The organism is Vibrio sp. Isolate22, from assembly GCF_022398115.1.
In the GTDB taxonomy this organism is placed as follows: Bacteria; Pseudomonadota; Gammaproteobacteria; order Enterobacterales; family Vibrionaceae; genus Vibrio.
This window is the reverse complement of record NZ_JAKEUW010000017.1, coordinates 36,198-57,891: the sequence shown is the minus strand read 5'-3', so window position 1 is coordinate 57,891 and position 21,694 is coordinate 36,198. Positions and strand designations below refer to the sequence as shown.

The following is a 21,694-nucleotide window of genomic DNA, read 5'->3' as shown; positions in this document are numbered from 1 at the left end:
ATCAAATTTGGTTAATTATGCGTCTAGTTAACGATTTAATGCCGAAATGAACAACAGACACTGTTTAAGTTCACAAAAATGGCAGCAATCATACCAATTTTGTGCGGTTTCTTATAGGTCGAATTGATAGAAAATTAACATTTCCTGAGGGGTTTTTGACAATCAATTTTCGCCATGCAGCGTTTGTGTATTTAGGAATGTGAGCCAACGTGCTTATCGGCTGTCTTTTTGTATACGCAGCGCTTGTTGAACAAGGCAAAACTGATACCATGCAGCCAATATTTGGAGAACACAGACAATGACGATGAGCCTCAAGCAAGCCGAATTAGAACCACAACAGATGATCGCCCGCCTTGATACGTTTATGGCGAAGATTGAGAACCTAGGTAACGTACTGGGTTTAGATTTGAGTTTTGCTCAGGCGGATCATATCGCGCTAAGAATCAATGAAACGGAATTGGCGAAAGCTGCGCATCAAGCATGGTCTGAATACGGCTCAACCATTTCACAAGCGATGATCAATGGTCGTCCAATTGTTGTGTTCGCTTTTGATGAACCTCTACAAAGCCGTGGCTGGAGCATTGAGTGTTTAGAGTTGCCATACCCCGCAGAAGGTAAGATTTATCCGAGCCAAGATTGGGAACACGTTGAGTTCGTAATTCCGTCTCACGCTCAAACGGCTGATGAGTACTTAGCGGATCTGAAAGATACTTACCCGCAATTCGCTGCTAACTTTGAAACGCTGACTGAGCAAGGTGTTAAGATCAAACTGTCTAGCCCGAAAGGTGAGGGTGAGCGTTTAAACAACCCAACCGTTGCATTCAAGCATCAAGGGATCTGTATCAAGCTGCACCCACATTCGTTGAAGAAGATTGTTGAGTCAGAGCAGGTTTAGTCTGAGTTAACAAGAAAGAGTGCCAGAGCTCGAATTGGCTCGCCGGAATGACGAGGCTGTCGGTTAGTGAATGTGTTGGTCTACCAATTGTAGTGAACGCTTGATTTGATATTAAAATTTTCAGATAGAGCGCGGATGTGTGCAGTGGTTGTGCCTTACTATCATTCGGTTTGACTGTATCTCTTCTGAGTCATCGTTTTTACTAGCAAGAGAACACCGTCATTCCCGATAGCGACGAAGGAGCGTAGTCGGGAACCTCTAACAACGGACTCGATAACCAGATACAAAAAACGCGTAATGGGGAAATCCTCTTACGCGTTTTTTATTGGGTTCTAAAAGGTGTCGAACCTACAGAATCACAGTCTTGTTGCCGTAAACAAAAACATGGTCGTTGATGACTTTGTTTAGCGCTTTACTTAGAACATTCTTCTCTACGTCACGACCCGCTTGCGCCATGTCTTTCGCATTGAAGTTGTGATCGACAGGGATGACGTCTTGCTTAATGATTGGCCCTTCATCCAAATCGTTCGTCACGAAGTGCGCCGTTGCACCAATGATCTTTACACCGCGCTCGTACGCTTGTTGATAGGGTTTCGCTCCGATGAATGCTGGCAAGAAGCTGTGGTGAATATTGATGATCTTGTGGTTGTACTTTTCAACAAATCCCGGAGTAAGCACTCGCATGTATTTAGCCAAAACAAGGTAATCAGCCTCGTATTGGTCAATCACTTCTAGCATTTTTTGCTCATGCTCTTCACGGTTCAGACCTTCGTGTGAAACATGATGATAAGGGATATCAAAACGCTCGGTTAGGCTCTGTAGAATGTCGTAGTTACCGACAACCGCCGCGATTTCCACGTCTAAACTGCCATCGAAGTTCTTCATCAGAATATCGCCAAGACAGTGTGCTTCTTTTGTAACGAGAATAACAATACGCTTGCGAGAAGAGTCGACTAGCTTGCGTTTCGCGTTTTCTGGCAGGGCTTGATCTAGGTCTGCTAGAAAGGTTTCATCATTGAAATACCCTTCAAGCTCAGTGCGCATAAAGAAGTGACCACTAGTGTTATCCACAAACTCGTTGTTGTGAACAATATTGAGTTGGTGTTTGTAACAAATGTTGGTGATTTTTGAGATGAGGCCTGGGGCATCAGTACAATGTGTTAGTAATGTTTTTCTTTCCATTTGCATCTTACTTCCATGAAATATTTTTTATTCTTCAAATTAAATACAGGCCGTCGAACGGTGAACTGAGCCGCAATATCACCGTTATAATTAATCTATTATCAAGTTGGTTTCAACAAATTCTGCTGCTCATTTATCGCTTTGATAAATTGTTTGATATCGAAATATCAGTTTTCAGATAGAAAAACAGGCAGAAGCTTCATTTTTAAAGTTTTGACCGTAGTACGCATTTGAACTTCAACCGAGGCATTTTCGCCTTGGCCAAAAATAGAGGTGATACTTATGGATAAAGAGTTACTAGCAAAAAAACTGTACTGCAAACGCGTGAGTTCATTGGCTGGCAGCGCAGAGCTAGATGGAAATGTTCTCGATGAAATGTGGGAAAGCAAAACCTCGCTAAGCGATGTAGTAAAAGCTATACAGCCAAATGATAATGAATTTGAAGGCGCTCCTTGGCTATCTCGTTATCTCAATCGAAAATAAGCAATTAACCTTTAAGCTAAAACAGCAATCTCGATTTTCATTTCTGTTCTCTTGGTAGTTTGAAATAACCCAGACACCTCCGGTGCGAAGTCATTCTTGATTCGCGCCGGCTCACTAAACCTGCCATAATTCGCCTTCACTTTTTCTAAACTTCGTACTCTATGATATCTAAAACGTTTTCTGCTGATGGCGCATTGGGTAAAGCAATCCCGGGCTTTCAACCAAGACAAGCTCAGTTAGACATGGCTGAAGCAGTTTCACAGGCCATTCAGCAACAGAGCCAATTGGTAGTTGAAGGAGGGACGGGTACCGGTAAGACATTTGCTTATCTGGTGCCGGCACTGCTTAGTGGTAAGAAAACCATCATTAGTACGGGGTCTAAAAACCTTCAAGAACAGCTGTTCCACCGTGATCTGCCTTTAATGACTGATGCCCTTGGTTTTCATGGTCAAGTTGCGCTGCTCAAGGGGCGTTCAAACTATTTGTGTTTGGATAGGTTGAGCCGCCAAATGATCGAAAGTCATGGCACTCATACGGATCCAACGCTGCTTGCTCAGTTAGTCAAAGTTCGTAGCTGGTCGTCATCCACGCAAACCGGTGATTTGGGTGATTGCGATGATATTGCGGAAGATAGCCCTGTAATCCCAACGATTACCTCGACCAACGACAATTGCTTGGGCAAAGAGTGTCCAAGTTATACCGATTGCTTTGTATTGAAAGCGCGTAAAAAAGCGATGGATTCCGATGTGGTCGTAGTGAACCATCACCTTTTCCTAGCCGATCTCGCGATTAAAGAGACCGGATTCGGTGAGCTCATCCCAGAGGCAGATGTATTTATCTTCGATGAGGCGCATCAACTTCCCGACATTGCTAGCCAATATTTTGGCCAGTCTGTATCAAGTCGACAAATGCACGAACTTGCCAAAGACATTGAAATTGGCTATCGCACCGAAGCGAAAGATATGCGCCAACTGCAAAAGGTCGGTGACAGGCTCGTTCAGTCCTCATCTGATTTAAGAATCGTGCTGGGCGATACCGGTTTTCGTGGCAACTGGCGCGAGGCGCTAAAATCAGAGTCGATCGCTAGAGAGTTAGTTCGCTTGCAAGACGCATTGCAACTGGCTGTAGATGTATTGAAATTAGCACTCGGGCGAAGCCAACTATTGGATACCGCTTTCGATCGTGCCAACATGATTAAGTCACGTATTGAGCGTGTATGCGATGTGTCGATTACGGGTTACTCCTATTGGTATGACACAACACCGCGCCACTTTGCTTTGCACATTACGCCGCTTTCAGTGGCTGACAAATTTCACGAGCAGATTGAGCTGAAGCCGGGCGCTTGGGTGTTTACCTCAGCAACCTTGGCGGTATCGGACGACTTCGACCACTTCACTTCACGACTAGGTTTAAAGCCCTCGGCTCAGTTTTCACTGCCGAGCCCATTCGATTATCCGAATCAAGCGCGTTTGTGTGTGCCTCGTTATCTTCCAGAACCGAACAGCCCGGGCTTAGCCGATAAGCTGGTTCGTATGCTGACTCCTGTGATTGAGCAAAACCAAGGTCGTTGTTTCTTCTTGTGCACTTCACACAGCATGATGAAAGAGTTAGGGGAGCGATTCCGTGAAACCTTGACTGTGCCGGTGCTATTGCAAGGTGAGACAAGCAAGCAAAAAACCTTGGCCGAGTTTATGGAGTTGGGCAATGCCTTGCTGGTGGCAACAGGCGCTTTCTGGGAGGGTATAGATGTTAGGGGCGATGCATTAAGCTGTGTTATCATCGATAAATTGCCCTTTACAGCCCCTGATGACCCTTTACTTAAGGCTCGCATTGAGGACTGTAAGTTAAAAGGGGGCGACCCTTTTGCACAGGTACAATTGCCAGATGCCGTGATTACCTTGAAACAAGGTGTGGGCCGATTGATACGTGATAAGCGTGACAATGGTGCTTTGATTATTTGCGATAACCGATTGGTGACTCGCGATTACGGTGGCATCTTTTTGGCGAGTTTACCGCCTATCCCTCGTACTCGTGACTTAGGGGTCATTAAAGAATTCTTAGCTAAAGACCATTCAACCGCTGCCGAGTAACTGGCATTGTTGAGTTTAGCCATTATTTTTAGATTAGATAACGAATATTTGAGACACAAATGAGCGCGAAAATTCTTGCAGTAGATACCGCAACTGAAAACTGTTCAGTTGCATTAGTAATTGGTGACCAGGTGTTCGCTCGCAGCGAAGAGGCACCTCGAGACCATACGAAAAAAATTCTACCTATGGTTGATGAAGTACTGAAAGAAGCGAATGTCGCTTTAACCGATATTGATGCTATCGCGTTTGGTCAAGGTCCAGGCAGTTTCACGGGTGTACGTATTGGTATTGGTATTGCTCAAGGCTTGGCTTTTGGTGCGGATTTACCAATGATCGGTGTCTCTACACTGGCTGCAATGGCGCAAGGCAGCTACCGTAAATTTGGTGAAACTCATGTTGCGACAGCGATTGATGCGCGTATGAGTGAAGTGTACTGGGCTCGCTACAGCCGTGAACAAGACGGTCGTTGGACTGCGGTTGATGCTGAATGTGTAACACCGCCAAGTGAATTGGCTGCGCAGCTTGAAGCAGACTCAGAAACATGGGCAAAAGTGGGTACCGGTTGGGAAGCTTACGCAGAGCATATGGATACACTAGCGATCAACACCAAAGCGTGTGAAGTGCTATTCCCAGAAGCTCAAGATATGGCGTTCCTGGCTCAATTTGCTTATGCAGAAGGCAAAGCCGTGCCAGCTGAAGAATCTGAGCCAGTATATCTGCGTGATAAAGTGACGTGGAAGAAGCTACCAGGTCGCGAGTAATTTTTTACAAGGTTCTGATGCAAATTAGATCTAAATGCGTATTATTTAGATTTGAGAGGGCAGATATTTAGTCATGGTATCAATTAATAACTTACCTCCTTCATCGATAGGCAATACGTCTAAGCCGAATCGAGTTAAAAAGAAGGAGCAGGCAAAAAAATCTGATGCTAGCACTGCGGTTGGGCAACCAACCAAAGTAGCCAATGCTGTCTCTCATTCTATTCGTCAAGTCAAAGAGTCTGAGCTACACAAGGCTCAAATCCAGTATGATCTTCCAGAAGGCCGAGGACGTAAGGCTATGGAAGAATACATGGATGTAATGAACCAGGCGAAAAAAGAAGAACTTGCAAAGCTTATCGGTGTCGATATTTACATCTGAAGCGATTTATTAATGCCTGTTTAAGGACCAGAACCATGTCTAATTACTTATCTAAAATACGCTTAATTGCCTTTTCTCTTGGTATCTTGGTGCTAGCAGGGTGTTCATCATTACCTAGTGAACTCGAAGCAAAATCAGAGCCTGTTATCAGCGACTACCAACAATGGGTTGACCAATTACCAGACGCTAAAAGTGTTCGGTTAGGTGGCGTGATTTCTAAAGTGACCAACCAAAAAGACAGAACTCGAATTGAAGTTGCTAACATGCCAATTTCAAGCAATGGTAAGCCAGATCTCGATGCAGAGCCGAGTGGGCGCTTTGTTGGTTATATTGAAGGATACGTTGAGCCGTTAAGCTTTGCTGAAGGTCGTTTGATTACGCTAGTTGGTCAATCAGACGGTAGTGAAGATGGCAAAATCGGTGAGTACCCTTACACCTTCCCGGTGATGAAGGTAGATAACCAACGTCTGTGGAACATTACGGAGCGTGTCGTTGTTAACGATTTCGGACCAACCTACTATTCGTGCAGAAGCTTACATTGCCGCAGTTTTCAAACAATGCCAAGACAAGGCAGAGTTATACAGGATGTCGAGTAATTAACGCTAGTTATTAGATGTTGATTGCTACACCAAGCAAGGATTAGAGGTTACTAAAGCTTGATGATTGATAAATCATATTCCCTTGCGAGCGGGACGCTTGCCACACAACAGATAGGTAACCCAGAAACGACCGTCACGACGGTCGTTTTTATTCATGGGTGGTTAGATAACTCTGCGAGTTTTTCTTCTGTGATTACCAACCTACAAACCAGACTCCCTGACTGTCATCTGATTGCGATTGACCTCTTTGGTCACGGTTTGTCCTCGCACAAGCCGGGAAGTTATTACCCATTTCATGACTATATAGATGATTTACATCAACTTGTGACTAAATTATCGTCAAACAGACTGGTACTAGTAGGACATTCACTTGGTGCATTGATAGCAAGTTGCTATAGTGCCGCCTTTCCTGAAAAGGTGTCAGGATTAATTCAAATTGAAGGTCACGGACCTCTTTCTGAAGCTCCCCAAGAAACGGTCTCTCGTCTAAGAGATGGGGTACTCAGTCGTCTTCGACAGCGGAGAAAGCCTTCACGCCCTCTAGCAAGCCTAGAGGATGCTATTAAGCTGAGAGCACACGCCAATCAAATCAATGCAGAACTCATTGCTCCTATTGTAGAGCGAGGGATTGCCGAGTTAGACGACTCCTGGCAATGGCGATGCGACCCTAATCTAAAATGTGACTCGTTATACCGAATGTCACAGGCGCACGCAGAAGCGATTATGGCGGCTATTGAATGCCCTCAACTCATAATATTAGGCAATGATGGATTTAGACATTTGCAGCATAATCGCTACAAATCAGCCCATAGTCCTCTAAAAATCGAGACTGTTCCCGGCGGACATCACTGTCATTTAGAGAGCCCAGAGCTAGTTTCAGAGCTAATTCTTGGTTTAGTTAACAAAATTTAAACAAGTGTTTGAGCCTTTTAGTGCTCATGCACTAAAGCTGTGCTGTAATACCGTAATGATAAAAGCGGCGAAGCAGTCGTCAGCTGATAAACGAGGAGTAACATAGTGGATAAACCTTGGCTTTCACGTTATCCAAGTGACGTACCAGAAACGATCAACCCAGATCAATACCCATCTCTTATCGAAATGTTCGAGCAGTCTGTACAGAAATACGCAGACCAACCTGCTTTTGAGAACATGGGCTCAGTCATGACATTCCGTAAGCTTGAAGAGCGCAGCCGTGCTTTTGCTGCTTACCTGCAGAATGATTTGAAGCTCAAGAAGGGCGATCGCGTTGCACTGATGATGCCAAACTTGCTGCAATACCCAATTGCACTCTTTGGTGTATTGCGCGCTGGTATGATTGCAGTGAACGTCAACCCACTGTACACACCTCGTGAGCTAGAGCACCAACTGAACGATTCAGGTGCAAAGGCGATTGTTATCGTTTCGAATTTCGCGAGTACGCTTGAGAAAGTGGTCGACAACACTCCTGTGAAGCACGTAGTACTGACTAGTCTTGGTCAAATGCTACCTCGTGCAAAAGGTACTATTGTCGATTTCGTCGTGAAATACGTGAAAGGTATGGTGCCTAAGTATGATCTACCGGGTGCTATCTCGTTCAGAAAAGCGCTGCATAAAGGTCGTCGCCTTCAGTATGTAAAACCATTTATGACTGGGGATGATATTGCATTCCTTCAGTACACTGGTGGTACTACGGGTGTTGCGAAGGGTGCAATCCTAACGCATCGCAATATGATCGCGAACGTACTTCAAGCGAAAGGGGCGTATGGTCCGGTTCTGCATGAAGGCCGAGAGTTAGTGGTAACAGCATTGCCGCTATATCACGTATTTGCACTGACAGTAAACTGCTTGCTGTTCGTAGAAATGGGTGGTCGTAACCTTCTTATCACTAACCCTCGTGATATTCCTGGCTTCATCAAAGAGCTGCAAAAGGTTCCGTTTACCGCAATTACCGGTGTAAACACACTGTTTAATGCGTTAGTAAATAACGAAGACTTCCATGAATTAGACTTCAGTAACCTACGCCTATCTGTTGGTGGTGGTATGGCGGTTCAACGCGCTGTTGCTGAACAATGGAAGAAAGTGACAGGTATCCACCTGTTAGAAGGTTATGGTTTAACCGAGTGTTCACCGCTGGTAACAGGTAACCCATATGACCTAAAAGATTACACGGGTGCTATCGGTTTACCGGTACCGTCAACCGATGTTCGTATCATTGACGATGAAGGTAACGTGGTTGCGAATGACCAAGTAGGTGAGCTGCAAGTTCGTGGTCCTCAAGTGATGCAAGGTTACTGGCAACGTCCAGAAGCGACCAAAGAAGTGATTGACCAAGACGGTTGGTTATCGACGGGTGACATCGTTAAGTTTGATGACGAAGGCTTACTGCACATCGTTGACCGTAAGAAAGACATGATTCTAGTGTCTGGCTTTAACGTTTATCCGAATGAGATTGAAGATGTCGTTGCACTGCATGGCCAAGTGCTAGAAGTAGCAGCGATTGGCCAACCTCACGAAGTGTCTGGTGAACTGGTTAAGATCTACGTGGTTAAGCGTGATCCTAGCCTAACCAAAGAAGACATTATCGCGCACTGTCGTGAACACCTAACAGGTTACAAAGTGCCTAAACTGGTTGAGTTTAGAGAAGATCTTCCAAAGACCAACGTAGGTAAGATCTTACGTCGCGTACTACGTGAAGAGAACGATGCTGAGCTTGCTAAACGCGCAAGTGAGTAACAAGCACAGTTTCGCCTGAAATCATTGAAACGCTTAATCTAAGCGGGCATGGTAAAATGGTGTTAGAATGCCGACAGTTAATGTCGGCATTTTTGTATCCGGCGATCAAATAGAAACCAGTGAGAGTTTTTGTGGATTATCAAATCATTACCCAATTGAAAGACCTTGAGCGAGTTTGCCAACAAGCACGTGAAGCCGATGTCGTTATGCTTGATACGGAGTTTGTTCGTACAAGAACCTATTACCCTCAATTAGGCTTGATTCAGTTATTTGACGGCGAAACGCTGTCTCTGATTGACCCTATTGCTCTTGATGAAATGACACCGTTCGTTGGGCTATTGAAAGACGCTTCAGTACTGAAAGTGCTACACGCATGCGGTGAAGATTTAGAAGTATTCCAGAACGCATTTGATTGTACACCAACCCCAATGGTCGATACTCAAATCATGGCGGCGTTCTTAGGGCATGGCTTATCAACGGGCTTTGCTGCTTTGGTTTCAGAGTTTGTTGGTGTGGATTTGGATAAGAGTGAATCTCGCACTGATTGGCTGGCGCGTCCGCTTTCTCAAAAGCAGCTCGACTACGCGGCAGCAGACGTTCATTACTTAATGCCTATGTACAATAAGCTTCTTGAGAAAGTGATGGAAGCGGGCTGGTGGGAAGCGGCGCAACAAGAGTCTGAGCTACAGGTGGCGAAGCGTATCCGTAAAGTAAACCCAGATACGGCTTACCTTGATATCAAAGGTGCATGGCAACTTAAGCCACAGCAACTTGCTATCTTGAGACCACTTGCAACATGGCGTTTGAAAGAAGCGATTAAGCGCGATCTGGCACTGAACTTTATCTTTAAAGAACAAGATCTTTGGGCTGTCGCGCGTTTTGCGATTAAGAATCCGAAGCGTATGGAAGAAGAAGGTTTTGATTTCCGCTCTGTACGTCGTCATGGCGCTAAGATCAGCTCAATCGTTAAGTTGGCGGAACACACGCCAGAAGAAGAGTACCCAGCACCAGTTGAACGTCTAATGGACTACCCGGGCTATAAACAAGTATTTAAAGTGTTGAAAGATGAAGTGAAAACCGCTTCGCAACACAGTGGCCTAACAACTGAATTTTTGGCATCGAAGAAACAGCTAAACCAAATGTTGAGCTGGGTTTGGAAACACGATCGTAATCCAGAAAAACTTCCGGATGTGATGCAAGGTTGGCGTTTAGATCTGGTTGGCGAGAGGCTGAATAAAGAAATCAAGTAGCCAGATTGTTTAAGAACAAAACGCAGACACAAAAAAGAGAGCCTAGGCTCTCTTTTTTATTTAATCTGCTGACGAGATAGTAATGATTACTTATCGTCTTCAGGCAGCTTAACGTTCAGCTCTAATACTGAGATATCGTCATCTTTGTGTTCGAACGTAAGGTCAACCATTGATGGGTCTACTTCTACGTACTTAGCAATACACTTCAAGATGTCTTCTTTTAGTTGCGGCAGGTAAGACGGCGCTGGGTCGTCATGGCTGCGTCGTTCTGCAACAATGATTTGCAAACGCTCTTTGGCTAGGTTTGCAGTGGTCTTCTTCTGTGGTCTGAAAAACTCTAGTAATGACATTGTGTATTAGCCCCCGAACAGTCGTTTGAAGATGCCTTTCTTCTGTTCCGTTAAGAAGCGGAAGTCAACTTGGCTACCTAGCAGTCGCTCTACAGTATCATTGTAAGCCATACCTGCATCGGTTGCTTCGTCAAAGATCACTGGAACACCCTTGTTCGATGCGTTCAGTACCGCTTGGCTTTCTGGGATTACACCCAGCAGCGAAATGTGCAGAATCTCTTCTACATCTTGTACGCTTAGCATCTCGCCTTGATTTACACGAGCAGGGTTGTAGCGAGTCAGTAGAAGGTGAGTTTTCACTGGCTCTAAGCCCTCTTCTGAACGACGAGATTTAGAGTCAAGAATGCCTAGAATACGGTCTGAGTCGCGTACAGAAGAGACTTCTGGGTTAGTTGTTACAATCGCTTCATCAGCAAAGTACAACGCCATTAGAGCGCCTTGTTCGATACCCGCAGGTGAATCACAGATGATGAAGTCAAAGCCCATCTCATCCAGTTCATCAAATACGCGACGAACACCATCTTTAGTCAGTGCATCTTTATCACGTGTTTGAGAAGCTGGAAGAATAAATAGGTTGTCTGTGCGCTTGTCTTTGATCATCGCTTGGTTAAGCGTTGCTTCACCATTGATAACGTTAACGAAATCGTAAACAACACGACGCTCACAACCCATAATTAAATCAAGGTTACGCAGACCGATATCAAAGTCGATAACTGCGGTTTTCTTCCCTTTTAAAGCCAGACCTGAGGCAATAGCTGCACTAGAGGTCGTTTTGCCTACCCCGCCTTTACCTGACGTTACAACGATAATGCGTGCCATTATTTTTTCCTTTTATTTCTCTTATATTGCGAGGACGTCAACGTGTAATACATCGTTTGCCATACTGAACATGGTTTTCTTCTGCCAGTACTCGCTTTCAATTTGATCGCTGAGCCAGTAATTTCCTGCAATAGAAACCAGCTCGGCTTGTAAATCATTACAAATTATTTTTGCTTCAGTTTGACCACTTGCACCGGCAATCGCACGGCCGCGCAATGTACCATGAATATGGATGCTGCCGTCGGCAATTACTTCCGCACCTGCACTTACGTGGCTTAGGATTAATAGGTCGCCATCTTTTGCGTATACCTGTTGCCCAGAACGAATCGGGGTTCTAATTACTTTAATCGGTGCTATTTTTGCAGGTGCTTGCGATGGTGATTTACTTGCCGTCATGACCGCAAAGCCTGCCTCTCTAGCAAGGTTCTGCATGCGTTTGTCAGAACAGCCAGCGACGCCAACCGGAATCATCCCCGCTTGAGAGATACCATCTTTTAGCTTTACGAAGTCGATATCGCCAGCCACTTTGCTGATGTTGATAACCACAGGTGCGGCAGCAAAAAAAGTGGGTGCTTGGTCTACCTTCTCTTGAAGAAAAGAGACTGCATTTTCGACTTGCTCATCGGATAAGTGCAAAACAGATAGCGTAAAGCTGCTACCTTTTAGATCTGGATTACTAGACATCGAAAAACTACAGGACCTCAATAGCGAATTGGTACAATTTCTTTATTAATAAAATAAAGGGCATTGCCTGAAACTAGGTTTATCATGTTATATTCCCAGACCAAGCACAGCAAGTAATCTTGTTGTCAAATGAACGTTTTGTTCCCAATATTTCCCTAACATAAACTATTGATCTCGCAAGTGAGAGTTTTGTAGTCATAATCAATTAAAAAGGTTTGTCATGCTGTGTTCTATATATAAAAGCTCAAAGAAAGAAGGAACATACCTTTATATCCCTAAGAAGGATGATTTTTCACAAGTTCCTGACGCATTGATGCAAATGTTTGGTAAACCTAGTTTTGTAATGGTAATTAAAATGGATGGTCGCAAACTGGCTCAAGTGAACATCGATAAAGTGAGAGAATCACTGAACACCGATGGTTTCTTTTTGCAGGTTCCGCCTCCACCAGTAAACGAACTTGAGCTGTACAAAGAGCGCAAAGCTCAGCAAAACAATCAAGACGAAGAGTGATAACTATCTCAATTCAGGGAGGAGTGATCGTTGAGTAAATTTTCGAAAAGCATATTGGCGGTGTCGGCATTACTTTTAGGTAATAGCCTGACCATTGGTTCAGTACAGGCTCAAGAACTGAGTTTCGAGCAATATGTAGAAAAACTAAAGCAACAAGGCCGTGAAGAAGGCATTTCTGAAGCGATCATTGATGAAGCCTTTGATGGTGTGACGTTTAAGCCAAGAGCGGTCAAAGCGGATAAAAACCAACCTGAAAAGAAACTGACTCTGGATGAGTACATTCCACGAGCAGTGCCAGATTGGAAAGTGAAGCAAGCAAGATCACTGTATAAGAAGCATTACAAAGCCTTAAAGCGCATTGGTGATGAATATGGCGTTCAGCCTCGATTCATTGTCGCTTTATGGGGCGTTGAGAGTAATTTCGGTAAATTCACCGGTAATTACAGCGTTATCGATGCTTTAACTACGATGGCTTACGAAGGGCGCAGAGAAGCGTTTTTCCGCAGTGAAGCGATGGCGGCGTTGACTATTCTTGACCAAGGACATATCACCCCGAAAGAGATGAAAGGCTCTTGGGCTGGTGCTATGGGCCAACCTCAGTTTATGCCTAGCTCATTCTTAGCGTATGCCGCTGATGGCAATGGCGATGGTAAGAAAGATATCTGGGGTACGGAAGAAGATGTATTTGCCTCGGCGGCGAATTATCTGAGCCAATCCGGTTGGGATGATAAGTACACTTGGGGCCGCCAGGTTCACGTACCGTCAACGGTGTCTATTGATTTACAAGGACGCTCTGAAGACAAAGCGAAATACCTAAAAGAGTGGTCTGAACTGGGTATTAAGCGTTATGACGACCGTCCACTGCCAAACCTTGATGAAGACATTAAAGCTTGGTTAATCATGCCAGATGACGAAGCGGGCCGTTCTTACCTCGTTTACAATAACTACAATGTGTTAATGAAGTGGAATCGTTCTTACTACTTTGCTTTGGCTGTTAGTCATCTAGCAGACAGAATCAAGTTTGATTAGTAGACCTAATTATATTCATTGGTAGAGCTTGCTTTGATGGCATTTGGCCTACCATAGGCAGAACGAACTAAAGGACTCTTCGGAGTCCTTTTTGATTTTATATTTTAGAGTTTTAAGAAGGTGGTCTTGTGCTAACAGATAGAGCTGCACAGATGGTGATATTCCATGCATTAATTAAGCACGATGGCTTTACTAGTGCTGCGAAAAGCTTGAACGTCTCGGTGTCTCATATCAGTAAACAAGTTGCTTTGCTTGAAGACTCTATTGGTATCAAATTGGTACAACGCACCACACGTAGCCTCACGCTAACGGAAGCAGGGGAAGTCTTCTATCAGCACTGTGAGCAACTGTTTAACACGGTAAAAGCGGCTCAAATGGATATGGATAGCCAGCGTGACGATATCTCTGGAATACTGCGTGTTGGGCTGTCGCAGTCATTTGGCACCTTACATATTATTCCTGCGATAGATGAGCTCAGGCAGTTGTATCCTCAGTTGAGAATCGAAGTCCACCTGTTCGATTACAAAGTGGACATGATTGAAGAGCGTCTGGATCTTTGGATCACCAATAACGAAGACTTACCTGAAGGGTACATTGCGCAGCGATTAGCAGATAGTCAGTTTGTGGTAGCCGCATCGCCTGATTACCTGATTAAAGCCGGGACACCGCACGTACCGTCGGATCTGATTGACCACAACTGCCTTATCTATCGTAGCCGAGAGCGAGACTACACGTCGTGGGCGTTCGATAATGGGCAAGAGAACCTCAGTGTAAAAGTAGCTGGGGATTACTCGGTGGATTTAGCTGAGGCCGTTCGAGACGCTGCGGTATCAGGGTGGGGCGTGGCTTACTTAGCCACTTACTTAGTGAAGGAAGAGTTCAGAACGGGCAAGTTAATCCAAGTTTTGCCGGAATGGAGAGCGAGTCAGCTGATGCCGTTCTATGCTGTATATCCGAGTCGAAAGAACATGCCGAAGAAGCTTTCTGCGGTGATTGAGTTCATCAAAGATCATATTGGATCGCCGACGTACTGGGATGAAAACCTAAAAACGTGCGTTGAACTGCATCGTTAACTGTTTCCAAATCTATAAATATAATTTCCATATGGAAAAAGTGTGCTTTTTAATCAAAGTTAATTATTAAAATTCAATGACTTAATTAAAACCATTACTCAAAGGTGATTACCCCAACATCACATTAACAACCGCCGCTTGCCGCAAACGATTTCCTCTATAGAATGCGTCGCCTTTCCTAACTACAACTTTTAGGTTGACGCACATGGCTTCGCTACTTGGAATTATTACTATTTTAGTTGCCGCTTGGTTACTATCTACGGACAGAAAAAATATTCCACTAAGAACAGTCTCTTTGGCTTTCTTACTACAAATCTCATTCGCGCTATTGGTTCTGTATGTACCAATGGGTAAAGAAGCGTTGAATGCAGCCACAGGTGCGGTATCTAGCTTGATCAACTACGGTCAAGAAGGGATTAACTTCCTATTTGGTGGCCTTACGAACAACGGTTTCGTTTTCGCGATTAATGTTCTGGGCATCATTATCTTTTTCTCGGCGCTTATCTCTGGTTTGTACCACATCGGCTTTATGCCAAAAGTGATCAACCTTATCGGTGGTGCGCTGCAGAAGTTCTTGGGCACAGGCCGTGCTGAATCACTGTCTGCAACTGCAAATATCTTCGTTGGCATGATTGAAGCACCATTGGTGGTTAAGCCTTACTTGAAACATATGACGGACTCGCAACTGTTCGCAGTGATGGTGTGTGGTTTGGCGTCTGTAGCGGGTGGCACGCTTGTTGGTTATGCATCGCTAGGTGTAGACCTAAACTACCTGATTGCCGCGGCATTTATGTCTGCACCGGCAGGTCTGTTAATGGCTAAAATCCTAGTGCCTGGCAGTGCTGACGATGTTCAAGAAAACATTGAGTCTGATGTTGAAATTCCACGAGCAACAAACGTAGTTGAGGCAATGGCAGATGGGGCTATGTCTGGACTTCGTATTGCCGTTGCGGTGGGTGCGACACTTCTTGCCTTTATCAGTGTGATTGCAATGCTGAATGGCTTGCTAGGTATTGTTGGTGGTTGGTTTGGCGTAAACCTAAGCTTCGAACTTCTCCTAGGTTATGTGTTCGCACCCGTTGCATGGCTGATCGGTGTGCCGTGGTCTGAAGCTGTTGTGGCAGGTTCACTGATCGGTAACAAGATTGTTGTGAACGAATTTGTCGCTTTCATCCAGTTAATGGATGCTAAAGAGGTACTAAGCGAGCACTCACAAGCGATCGTTACCTTCGCACTGTGTGGCTTTGCTAACATTTCAACAATGGCGATTTTGATTGGTGGTCTAGGTAGCTTGGTACCAGAGCGTCGCTCTTTCATCTCACAATACGGCTTTAAAGCGATTTGTGCAGGTGTGTTTGCTAACCTAATGAGTGCAGCGATCGCTGGCGTGGTACTTTCACTCTAGCTAGATGATAAGTACCGAGTGAACGAGTCAGTCACTTTATTTCCCCTATAGTAAAGTGACTGATTAATCACAATAATATTCGGTTAGTATGAAAAAGAGAGCCTATAGTTTAATGACGTAGGCTTTCTTGTTTCAGTAAACAGATTTGGACCACAGGGTGTGGCACCAATTATTTAGGGGCATAAATGGATTTGTCGATTACTTCTTCTTTGGCGTTAATTGGACTCTTGTCTTTAGCTTGTCAGTTGCTTGGCTGGCGTTTGCGCCTTCCCGCTATTCTCCCTCTTCTTATCGTCGGCCTGTTATTGGGTCCCGGCTTAAATGTCCTTAACCCAGATGTTATTTTCGGTGATGTTCTATTCCCACTAATTTCACTAGGTGTTGCTATCATTCTGTTTGAAGGCGCATTGACTCTTAACTTCAAGGAGATCAGAGGCCATGGTCGTATGGTGACTCATCTAGTAAGTGTCGGCATGCTGATTACATGGGCGTGTATTGTGGTCGGTGCTTACTACTTTGTTAACTTTAGTTGGCCATTAGCGGCGCTATTCGGTGCCTTGGTGGTGGTGACGGGGCCGACAGTAATTGTGCCCATGCTGCGTAGTATTCAGCCCAAAGCTTCTCTTGGCAGCATTTTACGATGGGAAGGGATTGTGATTGATCCCATTGGCGCTCTGTTTGCCGTTCTGGTTTATGAATATATTGTCTCTTCTGCTGACCCTACCGGTCATGTGTTGTCAGCGCTTGGGCTGACTCTGGCTATTGGTTTAGGCTTAGGGATCATCGGTGGCCATTTGATTGCCAAGATGCTGCAAGGGCATTGGGTGCCACACTATCTGCGTAATGTAGCAGTGCTGACATTAATGTTGGCGGCCTTCTCCTTCTCTAATGACCTGAGTGAAGAGTCGGGCTTGTTAACCGTGACCATCATGGGGATTTGGCTTGCCAATGTGAAAGGCTTGGATATCGAAGACATCATCGAATTCAAAGAAACTCTGACTGTGCTGCTCATTTCGGCGTTGTTTATTTTGTTAGCCAGTCGGCTCGATTCAGGCGCGTTTTTGTCGATAGGTTGGGGCGGTATAGGGTTATTAGCGGTGGTTATGCTGGTTGCTCGCCCGTTAAGTGTGTGGATCAGCGGGATCGGCACGGATCTTAGTTCTGCAGATAAATGGTTTTTAAGTTGGATGGCACCACGCGGGATCGTGGCGGCAGCGGTTTCTTCTCTGTTTGCGATCAAACTTCAAGAGAAGCAATTGATCGAGGGCGCAGGCCTGTTGGTGCCTATGGTGTTCTTGGTCATTATCGGCACGGTTGTTATTCAGAGTTTAACTGCAAGCTGGTGGGCGAGAAGGCTCGGTGTCACTCAAGAGAAAGCGCAAGGGGTTATCTTCTTCGGTGCCACCCACTTCGCAAGACAGTTTGCCAAGGTGCTCGCAACTCATAACATCAATAGTGTGCTTGCAGATACCAACTGGGAGAGCATTCGGTTGGCGCGCATGGATAGCTTGAATGTCTACTTTGGTAACCCAGCTTCTAGTCATGCGGAAAACAATTTGGAGCTCGATGGGATAGGTCGAGCGATGATTGTCTCACCTTATCGCCAAACTAACCCGTTAGTCAGCATGCATTATCAAGACGAGTTTGGTGCCAATAAGGTTTTTGAGCTTGAGTCACCAGAAAGCAAGCACGAGAGACACCAAGTGAGTCGAGATGGCAACCGAAGTCTATTTGAGGAAGGCGTGACCTACTCCAAGCTCAACTCATTAATGGCACAAGGTAGCCAAATTAAGAGTACAGGGCTGACAGAGGCATTTGATCTGAATGAGTTTAACGCGCTTTATCCTAAAGCGATTTTGCTTGGAGTCATCAATGACGGGGACTTCCGTTTAATTACTCAAGGGGCTGATTTAGAAAAGCTGATATCGACAGAGTGTGAGATCATCAGTTTGTTGCCACCTTCAGAACAGGTCGAGAAAGTCGAGACTCCATACAAGTAGTAAGTGCTCTTTATTAAAAAAGCCGCAGCGTATATCACGCTGCGGCTTTCTAATTCTATTTATACTGTCGTTGACAGGTTTGTCGTTCGCAGATTACTTCGAGTGAAATTGCTCACAAGCGATCATTGTGTTCTCGATTAGGCTCGCTACTGTCATTGGACCTACACCACCCGGTACAGGTGTGATGAAGCTTGCGCTCTCTTTCGCGACATCGTATTCAACGTCACCGACTAGCTTGCCAGAATCTAAACGGTTGATACCAACATCGACCACAACTGCACCTTTCTTAATCCATGCACCAGGAATGAAGTTCGGCTTACCTACCGCAACCACAACAACGTCTGCTTGACGTACGTGGCCTTCAAGGTCTTTAGTAAAACGGTGACATGTCGTCGTTGTACAACCTGCTAGAAGCAGTTCTAGGGTCATTGGGCGACCTACGATGTTTGAAGCACCAACAACAACTGCGTGTTTGCCACGTAAATCGATGTTGTAACGGTCAAGCAGGGTGATGATACCTTTTGGCGTACAAGAGCGAAGCTTAGGCATACGCTGAGCCAAACGGCCGACATTGTATGGGTGGAAGCCATCAACGTCTTTTTCTGGTGTGATGCGCTCAAGAACGTGAGTGCTATCGATGCCAGCAGGTAGAGGCAGTTGAACCAGAATACCGTCGATCTCTGGATCTAGGTTCAGTTGGTCTACTAGGTTTAACAGTTCATCTTCTGTTGCAGTGGCTGGCAAATCGTAAGATTTAGATACGAAGCCAACTTCTTCACACGCTTTACGCTTACTACCAACGTAAACCTGAGAAGCAGGGTCTTCACCCACTAAAACAACCGCTAGGCCCGGAGCGCGTAATCCAGCTTCAGTACGAGCTTTTACACGCGCAGCAACTTCGGAGCGAACCGTTTGAGAAATTAGCTTTCCATCAATATTTTGAGCAGTCATGAATTTCCTTAGTATTGATATTCAAGTTAGTGGCTGATGTTTTTGGCGCATTATTCCAGAAAATCTTTTTGATTACCATCAAGCAAACGATTGCTTTGCTCTATTTTCCAACACTTATATGTTTGTTGCCCTTTTTTTACTCACTTAGATCAGAATGTTACATAAAGCCGTTGCTTTCATGGTTCGAATTCGTATAATTCTTTCCTGTAGCGCGCCCTTAGCTCAGCTGGATAGAGCACGTCCCTTCTAAGGATGTGGTCGAAGGTTCGAATCCTTCAGGGCGTGCCATTATTTAAAGAAACCCGATAGCTCTCTGAGTTGTCGGGTTTTTTGCATTTCATCCATCATAAAACACTTCTTTTAAAGCTCCAGTTATTTCCTTCTCTTATTCATTTCGTTCGGCTCATGTAATAGAAAGTTAAAATTGTTCCTTTTTTGGGGTTTACATCATTTAGTAATAAAGCCACTATGAATTTACGAAGAATAGACAAGTAAAGCTGTTCACCAGCGGGTTTTAGAATCAAACCTTCTGCTGATGGCTGATTTAGAGGAAGTAATGGCAGGAAACAGTATCGGACAACATTTCCGCGTGACCACGTTCGGAGAAAGTCACGGTATCGCACTAGGATGTATCGTAGATGGGTGCCCACCAGGATTAGAAATTACCGAAGCAGACCTTCAAAAAGATTTGGATCGTCGTCGCCCTGGTACTTCTCGTTATACAACGGCTCGCCGTGAAGCGGATGAAGTAAAGATTTTATCAGGTGTATTTGAAGGCCAAACTACGGGTACTTCTATTGGTCTATTGATTGAAAATACAGACCAACGCTCTAAAGACTATTCCGAAATTAAAGACAAATTCCGCCCAGGCCATGCTGATTACACGTACCATCAAAAGTACGGTGTGCGTGATTACCGTGGTGGTGGTCGCTCTTCAGCTCGTGAAACAGCAATGCGTGTTGCAGCTGGTGCGATTGCGAAGAAATACCTAAAACAAGAATTTGGTGTTGAAATCCAAGCTTATCTTTCTCAAATGGGTGACATCTCAATTGATAAAGTGGATTGGAACGAGATTGAAAACAACGCTTTCTTCTGCCCTGATGCAGATAAAGTGCCTGAATTTGACCAACTGATTCGCGACCTACTAAAAGAAGGCAACTCGATCGGTGCGAAGATTCAAGTGGTCGCGACTAAAGTGCCGGTAGGCCTTGGTGAGCCGATCTTTGATCGTCTTGATGCCGATATCGCGCACGCGCTGATGAGCATTAACGCTGTTAAAGGTGTTGAGATTGGTGATGGCTTTGATGTGGTTAATCAACGCGGTAGCGAACACCGTGATCCATTAACGCCAGAAGGCTTCACTAGCAACCATGCTGGCGGTATTTTAGGTGGTATCTCTACTGGCCAAGATATTGTGGCAAGCATTGCGCTTAAGCCAACATCAAGCATTACGGTACCGGGTGACACTATCACTAAAGATGGTGAAGCGACGCAGCTAATCACTAAAGGTCGTCACGATCCATGTGTTGGTATTCGTGCGGTGCCAATTGCAGAAGCGATGCTAGCGATTGTTCTACTCGATCACCTATTGCGTCATCGTGGTCAGAACCATGGCGTAACGACGAATACTCCTCAAATCTAACGATTGAGTGAATGAAAAAAAGGGTTGCTTCCTGTTGGAGCAACCCTTTTTGTTTTCTAGTGGTATTTGCTATTAATGCACAGAGCTTTCAGGATCAAGCTGGAATGAAGGCAAGCGCCACTTGAATCTTACCGCTGCCATGCGCAGCAAGTAGCCAACTACAAGCGTAACAATCGTTGCGGTTACATCGTTAATGCCAAACTCAAGTAAGCCTAGGTATAAGCCTGAAGCAATCAGTGCGATAGAAGCGTAAAGCTCTTCATGCAGCACCAGAGGTGTTTGGCGACAGATAAGATCACGCAGCAAACCACCAAATACGCCAGTAACCAGTGCTGATACCATGCAGATCATTGGATGAAGGCCCATGTTCATCGCCACTTTAGTACCAATGATACTGAATACAATCAGACCCAGTGCATCTAGACGAATGAACAAGCCTTTAAGTTTAATAACCCACTTAGCTAGGCCTGTTGTGACAACGCCAGCCACACAAGTAATCGCGAGAAACTCAGGGTTCTCAACCCAACCTAACGGGTAGTGACCAAGCAAGATGTCTCGCACTGTACCACCGCCAATAGCCGTTGCGCTGGCAACCAACATTACACCAAACCAATCCATTTTTTGTTTACCAGCACTGAGAGCGCCGGTCATGGCTTCTGCCGTGATGCCAATGATATACAAAACACTTAGTAGCATTGCTGTAGCTCTATTATTTAGGTCTATAAATTGGAGTCTTATAGGCCTTGGAGATATAAAAATGAAGCGCGAGTGTAGTAGTAAAACTGGCGATTGACGAATGAATATTTGTACCGTGAATAAGCATTTCAGATTAGCTAAACTAATCATTCACCTAAAAGTGGTGTAATCTGGATGCTGCAA

General features: G+C 45.0%; 21 protein-coding genes and 1 tRNA gene. 16 read left to right on the top strand and 6 right to left on the bottom strand.

The window, feature by feature from the left end:
- The first annotated feature begins 298 nt into the window (after nucleotides 1-298).
- Nucleotides 299-895 carry a VOC family protein gene (locus L1D55_RS12180; RefSeq protein WP_239917586.1) on the top strand — a complete coding sequence of 199 codons (597 nt, stop codon included), beginning with the start codon at nucleotides 299-301 and terminating at the stop codon, nucleotides 893-895.
- Between the two features lie 348 nt (nucleotides 896-1,243).
- On the opposite strand, the gene purU is transcribed toward L1D55_RS12180, so the two are convergent.
- On the bottom strand, nucleotides 1,244-2,077 hold the full coding sequence (gene purU, locus L1D55_RS12175; RefSeq protein WP_239917601.1) for a formyltetrahydrofolate deformylase: 834 nt from the start codon (nucleotides 2,075-2,077) through the stop codon (nucleotides 1,244-1,246).
- Nucleotides 2,078-2,359: 282 nt separating this feature from the next.
- Between purU and L1D55_RS12170 the strand changes: the two genes are divergently transcribed.
- The 8 genes from L1D55_RS12170 (at nucleotide 2,360) to rnd (ending at nucleotide 10,351) form a co-directional block, all read left to right on the top strand.
- The gene (locus tag L1D55_RS12170) at nucleotides 2,360-2,560 is read left to right on the top strand and encodes a hypothetical protein (RefSeq protein WP_239917585.1); all 201 of its coding nucleotides are present in this window, start codon (nucleotides 2,360-2,362) and stop codon (nucleotides 2,558-2,560) included.
- Between the two features lie 161 nt (nucleotides 2,561-2,721).
- On the top strand, nucleotides 2,722-4,650 hold the full coding sequence (locus L1D55_RS12165; RefSeq protein ID WP_239917584.1) for an ATP-dependent DNA helicase: 1,929 nt from the start codon (nucleotides 2,722-2,724) through the stop codon (nucleotides 4,648-4,650).
- A 59-nt stretch (nucleotides 4,651-4,709) separates the two neighbouring features.
- Nucleotides 4,710-5,411, top strand: a complete 702-nt coding sequence (gene tsaB, locus L1D55_RS12160) for a tRNA (adenosine(37)-N6)-threonylcarbamoyltransferase complex dimerization subunit type 1 TsaB (RefSeq protein ID WP_004737938.1) — start codon at nucleotides 4,710-4,712, stop codon at nucleotides 5,409-5,411.
- A gap of 73 nt (nucleotides 5,412-5,484) precedes the next feature.
- Entirely contained in the window at nucleotides 5,485-5,790 is a 306-nt protein-coding gene (locus L1D55_RS12155; protein WP_004737940.1) for a hypothetical protein, read from the top strand.
- A 35-nt stretch (nucleotides 5,791-5,825) separates the two neighbouring features.
- Nucleotides 5,826-6,386 carry a Slp family lipoprotein gene (locus tag L1D55_RS12150; protein ID WP_239917583.1) on the top strand — a complete coding sequence of 187 codons (561 nt, stop codon included), beginning with the start codon at nucleotides 5,826-5,828 and terminating at the stop codon, nucleotides 6,384-6,386.
- Between the two features lie 63 nt (nucleotides 6,387-6,449).
- Nucleotides 6,450-7,301, top strand: coding sequence for an alpha/beta hydrolase (locus tag L1D55_RS12145; RefSeq protein WP_239917582.1), 852 nt, complete (start codon nucleotides 6,450-6,452; stop codon nucleotides 7,299-7,301).
- Between the two features lie 105 nt (nucleotides 7,302-7,406).
- Nucleotides 7,407-9,101, top strand: coding sequence for a long-chain-fatty-acid--CoA ligase FadD (fadD, locus tag L1D55_RS12140; RefSeq protein ID WP_102422976.1), 1,695 nt, complete (start codon nucleotides 7,407-7,409; stop codon nucleotides 9,099-9,101).
- 131 nt (nucleotides 9,102-9,232) lie between these two features.
- The gene (gene rnd / locus L1D55_RS12135) at nucleotides 9,233-10,351 is read left to right on the top strand and encodes a ribonuclease D (protein ID WP_239917581.1); all 1,119 of its coding nucleotides are present in this window, start codon (nucleotides 9,233-9,235) and stop codon (nucleotides 10,349-10,351) included.
- 86 nt (nucleotides 10,352-10,437) lie between these two features.
- Here rnd and minE read toward each other — a convergent pair whose 3' ends face one another.
- The 3 genes from minE to minC are packed head-to-tail and all read right to left on the bottom strand — an operon-like array spanning nucleotide 10,438 to nucleotide 12,204.
- The gene (gene minE, locus L1D55_RS12130) at nucleotides 10,438-10,701 is read right to left on the bottom strand and encodes a cell division topological specificity factor MinE (RefSeq protein WP_004737949.1); all 264 of its coding nucleotides are present in this window, start codon (nucleotides 10,699-10,701) and stop codon (nucleotides 10,438-10,440) included.
- A 6-nt stretch (nucleotides 10,702-10,707) separates the two neighbouring features.
- On the bottom strand, nucleotides 10,708-11,520 hold the full coding sequence (gene minD, locus L1D55_RS12125) for a septum site-determining protein MinD (RefSeq protein WP_004737950.1): 813 nt from the start codon (nucleotides 11,518-11,520) through the stop codon (nucleotides 10,708-10,710).
- A 21-nt stretch (nucleotides 11,521-11,541) separates the two neighbouring features.
- Nucleotides 11,542-12,204 carry a septum site-determining protein MinC gene (gene minC / locus L1D55_RS12120; RefSeq protein WP_239917580.1) on the bottom strand — a complete coding sequence of 221 codons (663 nt, stop codon included), beginning with the start codon at nucleotides 12,202-12,204 and terminating at the stop codon, nucleotides 11,542-11,544.
- A 220-nt stretch (nucleotides 12,205-12,424) separates the two neighbouring features.
- Here minC and L1D55_RS12115 point away from each other — a divergent pair, with 220 nt between their 5' ends.
- The 5 genes from L1D55_RS12115 (at nucleotide 12,425) to L1D55_RS12095 (ending at nucleotide 18,222) form a co-directional block, all read left to right on the top strand.
- Entirely contained in the window at nucleotides 12,425-12,715 is a 291-nt protein-coding gene (locus tag L1D55_RS12115; RefSeq protein ID WP_004737952.1) for a YcgL domain-containing protein, read from the top strand.
- A gap of 30 nt (nucleotides 12,716-12,745) precedes the next feature.
- Nucleotides 12,746-13,744, top strand: a complete 999-nt coding sequence (locus L1D55_RS12110) for a lytic murein transglycosylase (RefSeq protein ID WP_061033721.1) — start codon at nucleotides 12,746-12,748, stop codon at nucleotides 13,742-13,744.
- A gap of 152 nt (nucleotides 13,745-13,896) precedes the next feature.
- On the top strand, nucleotides 13,897-14,817 hold the full coding sequence (locus L1D55_RS12105; protein WP_080566522.1) for a LysR family transcriptional regulator: 921 nt from the start codon (nucleotides 13,897-13,899) through the stop codon (nucleotides 14,815-14,817).
- Nucleotides 14,818-15,022: 205 nt separating this feature from the next.
- On the top strand, nucleotides 15,023-16,222 hold the full coding sequence (locus tag L1D55_RS12100; protein WP_102423742.1) for a NupC/NupG family nucleoside CNT transporter: 1,200 nt from the start codon (nucleotides 15,023-15,025) through the stop codon (nucleotides 16,220-16,222).
- Between the two features lie 185 nt (nucleotides 16,223-16,407).
- Nucleotides 16,408-18,222, top strand: a complete 1,815-nt coding sequence (locus L1D55_RS12095) for a sodium:proton antiporter (RefSeq protein ID WP_239917579.1) — start codon at nucleotides 16,408-16,410, stop codon at nucleotides 18,220-18,222.
- Nucleotides 18,223-18,315: 93 nt separating this feature from the next.
- Here the strand turns inward: L1D55_RS12095 and folD are convergent, their stop codons facing one another.
- On the bottom strand, nucleotides 18,316-19,173 hold the full coding sequence (gene folD, locus L1D55_RS12090) for a bifunctional methylenetetrahydrofolate dehydrogenase/methenyltetrahydrofolate cyclohydrolase FolD (RefSeq protein ID WP_128159809.1): 858 nt from the start codon (nucleotides 19,171-19,173) through the stop codon (nucleotides 18,316-18,318).
- A 211-nt stretch (nucleotides 19,174-19,384) separates the two neighbouring features.
- On the opposite strand from folD, the gene L1D55_RS12085 reads away from it, so the two are divergent.
- Nucleotides 19,385-19,461 (top strand) — tRNA-Arg (locus L1D55_RS12085).
- Between the two features lie 268 nt (nucleotides 19,462-19,729).
- Nucleotides 19,730-20,815: a chorismate synthase gene (gene aroC, locus L1D55_RS12080; protein WP_004737962.1), complete on the top strand. Its 1,086-nt coding sequence runs from the start codon at nucleotides 19,730-19,732 to the stop codon at nucleotides 20,813-20,815.
- A 72-nt stretch (nucleotides 20,816-20,887) separates the two neighbouring features.
- Here aroC and L1D55_RS12075 read toward each other — a convergent pair whose 3' ends face one another.
- On the bottom strand, nucleotides 20,888-21,511 hold the full coding sequence (locus tag L1D55_RS12075) for a trimeric intracellular cation channel family protein (protein WP_061033724.1): 624 nt from the start codon (nucleotides 21,509-21,511) through the stop codon (nucleotides 20,888-20,890).
- Nucleotides 21,512-21,694 lie beyond the last annotated feature (183 nt).

Bases quoted from the DNA above. Each gene is read 5' to 3' on its own strand.
- L1D55_RS12180 (WP_239917586.1), top strand. From the start codon at position 299: ATGACGATGAGCCTCAAGCAAGCCGAATTAGAACCACAACAGATGATC.
- purU (WP_239917601.1), bottom strand. From the start codon at position 2,077: ATGGAAAGAAAAACATTACTAACACATTGTACTGATGCCCCAGGCCTC.
- L1D55_RS12170 (WP_239917585.1), top strand. From the start codon at position 2,360: ATGGATAAAGAGTTACTAGCAAAAAAACTGTACTGCAAACGCGTGAGT.
- L1D55_RS12165 (WP_239917584.1), top strand. From the start codon at position 2,722: ATGATATCTAAAACGTTTTCTGCTGATGGCGCATTGGGTAAAGCAATC.
- tsaB (WP_004737938.1), top strand. From the start codon at position 4,710: ATGAGCGCGAAAATTCTTGCAGTAGATACCGCAACTGAAAACTGTTCA.
- L1D55_RS12155 (WP_004737940.1), top strand. From the start codon at position 5,485: ATGGTATCAATTAATAACTTACCTCCTTCATCGATAGGCAATACGTCT.
- L1D55_RS12150 (WP_239917583.1), top strand. From the start codon at position 5,826: ATGTCTAATTACTTATCTAAAATACGCTTAATTGCCTTTTCTCTTGGT.
- L1D55_RS12145 (WP_239917582.1), top strand. From the start codon at position 6,450: ATGATTGATAAATCATATTCCCTTGCGAGCGGGACGCTTGCCACACAA.
- minE (WP_004737949.1), bottom strand. From the start codon at position 10,701: ATGTCATTACTAGAGTTTTTCAGACCACAGAAGAAGACCACTGCAAAC.
- minD (WP_004737950.1), bottom strand. From the start codon at position 11,520: ATGGCACGCATTATCGTTGTAACGTCAGGTAAAGGCGGGGTAGGCAAA.
- minC (WP_239917580.1), bottom strand. From the start codon at position 12,204: ATGTCTAGTAATCCAGATCTAAAAGGTAGCAGCTTTACGCTATCTGTT.
- L1D55_RS12115 (WP_004737952.1), top strand. From the start codon at position 12,425: ATGCTGTGTTCTATATATAAAAGCTCAAAGAAAGAAGGAACATACCTT.
- L1D55_RS12105 (WP_080566522.1), top strand. From the start codon at position 13,897: ATGGTGATATTCCATGCATTAATTAAGCACGATGGCTTTACTAGTGCT.
- L1D55_RS12100 (WP_102423742.1), top strand. From the start codon at position 15,023: ATGGCTTCGCTACTTGGAATTATTACTATTTTAGTTGCCGCTTGGTTA.
- L1D55_RS12095 (WP_239917579.1), top strand. From the start codon at position 16,408: ATGGATTTGTCGATTACTTCTTCTTTGGCGTTAATTGGACTCTTGTCT.
- folD (WP_128159809.1), bottom strand. From the start codon at position 19,173: ATGACTGCTCAAAATATTGATGGAAAGCTAATTTCTCAAACGGTTCGC.
- aroC (WP_004737962.1), top strand. From the start codon at position 19,730: ATGGCAGGAAACAGTATCGGACAACATTTCCGCGTGACCACGTTCGGA.
- L1D55_RS12075 (WP_061033724.1), bottom strand. From the start codon at position 21,511: ATGCTACTAAGTGTTTTGTATATCATTGGCATCACGGCAGAAGCCATG.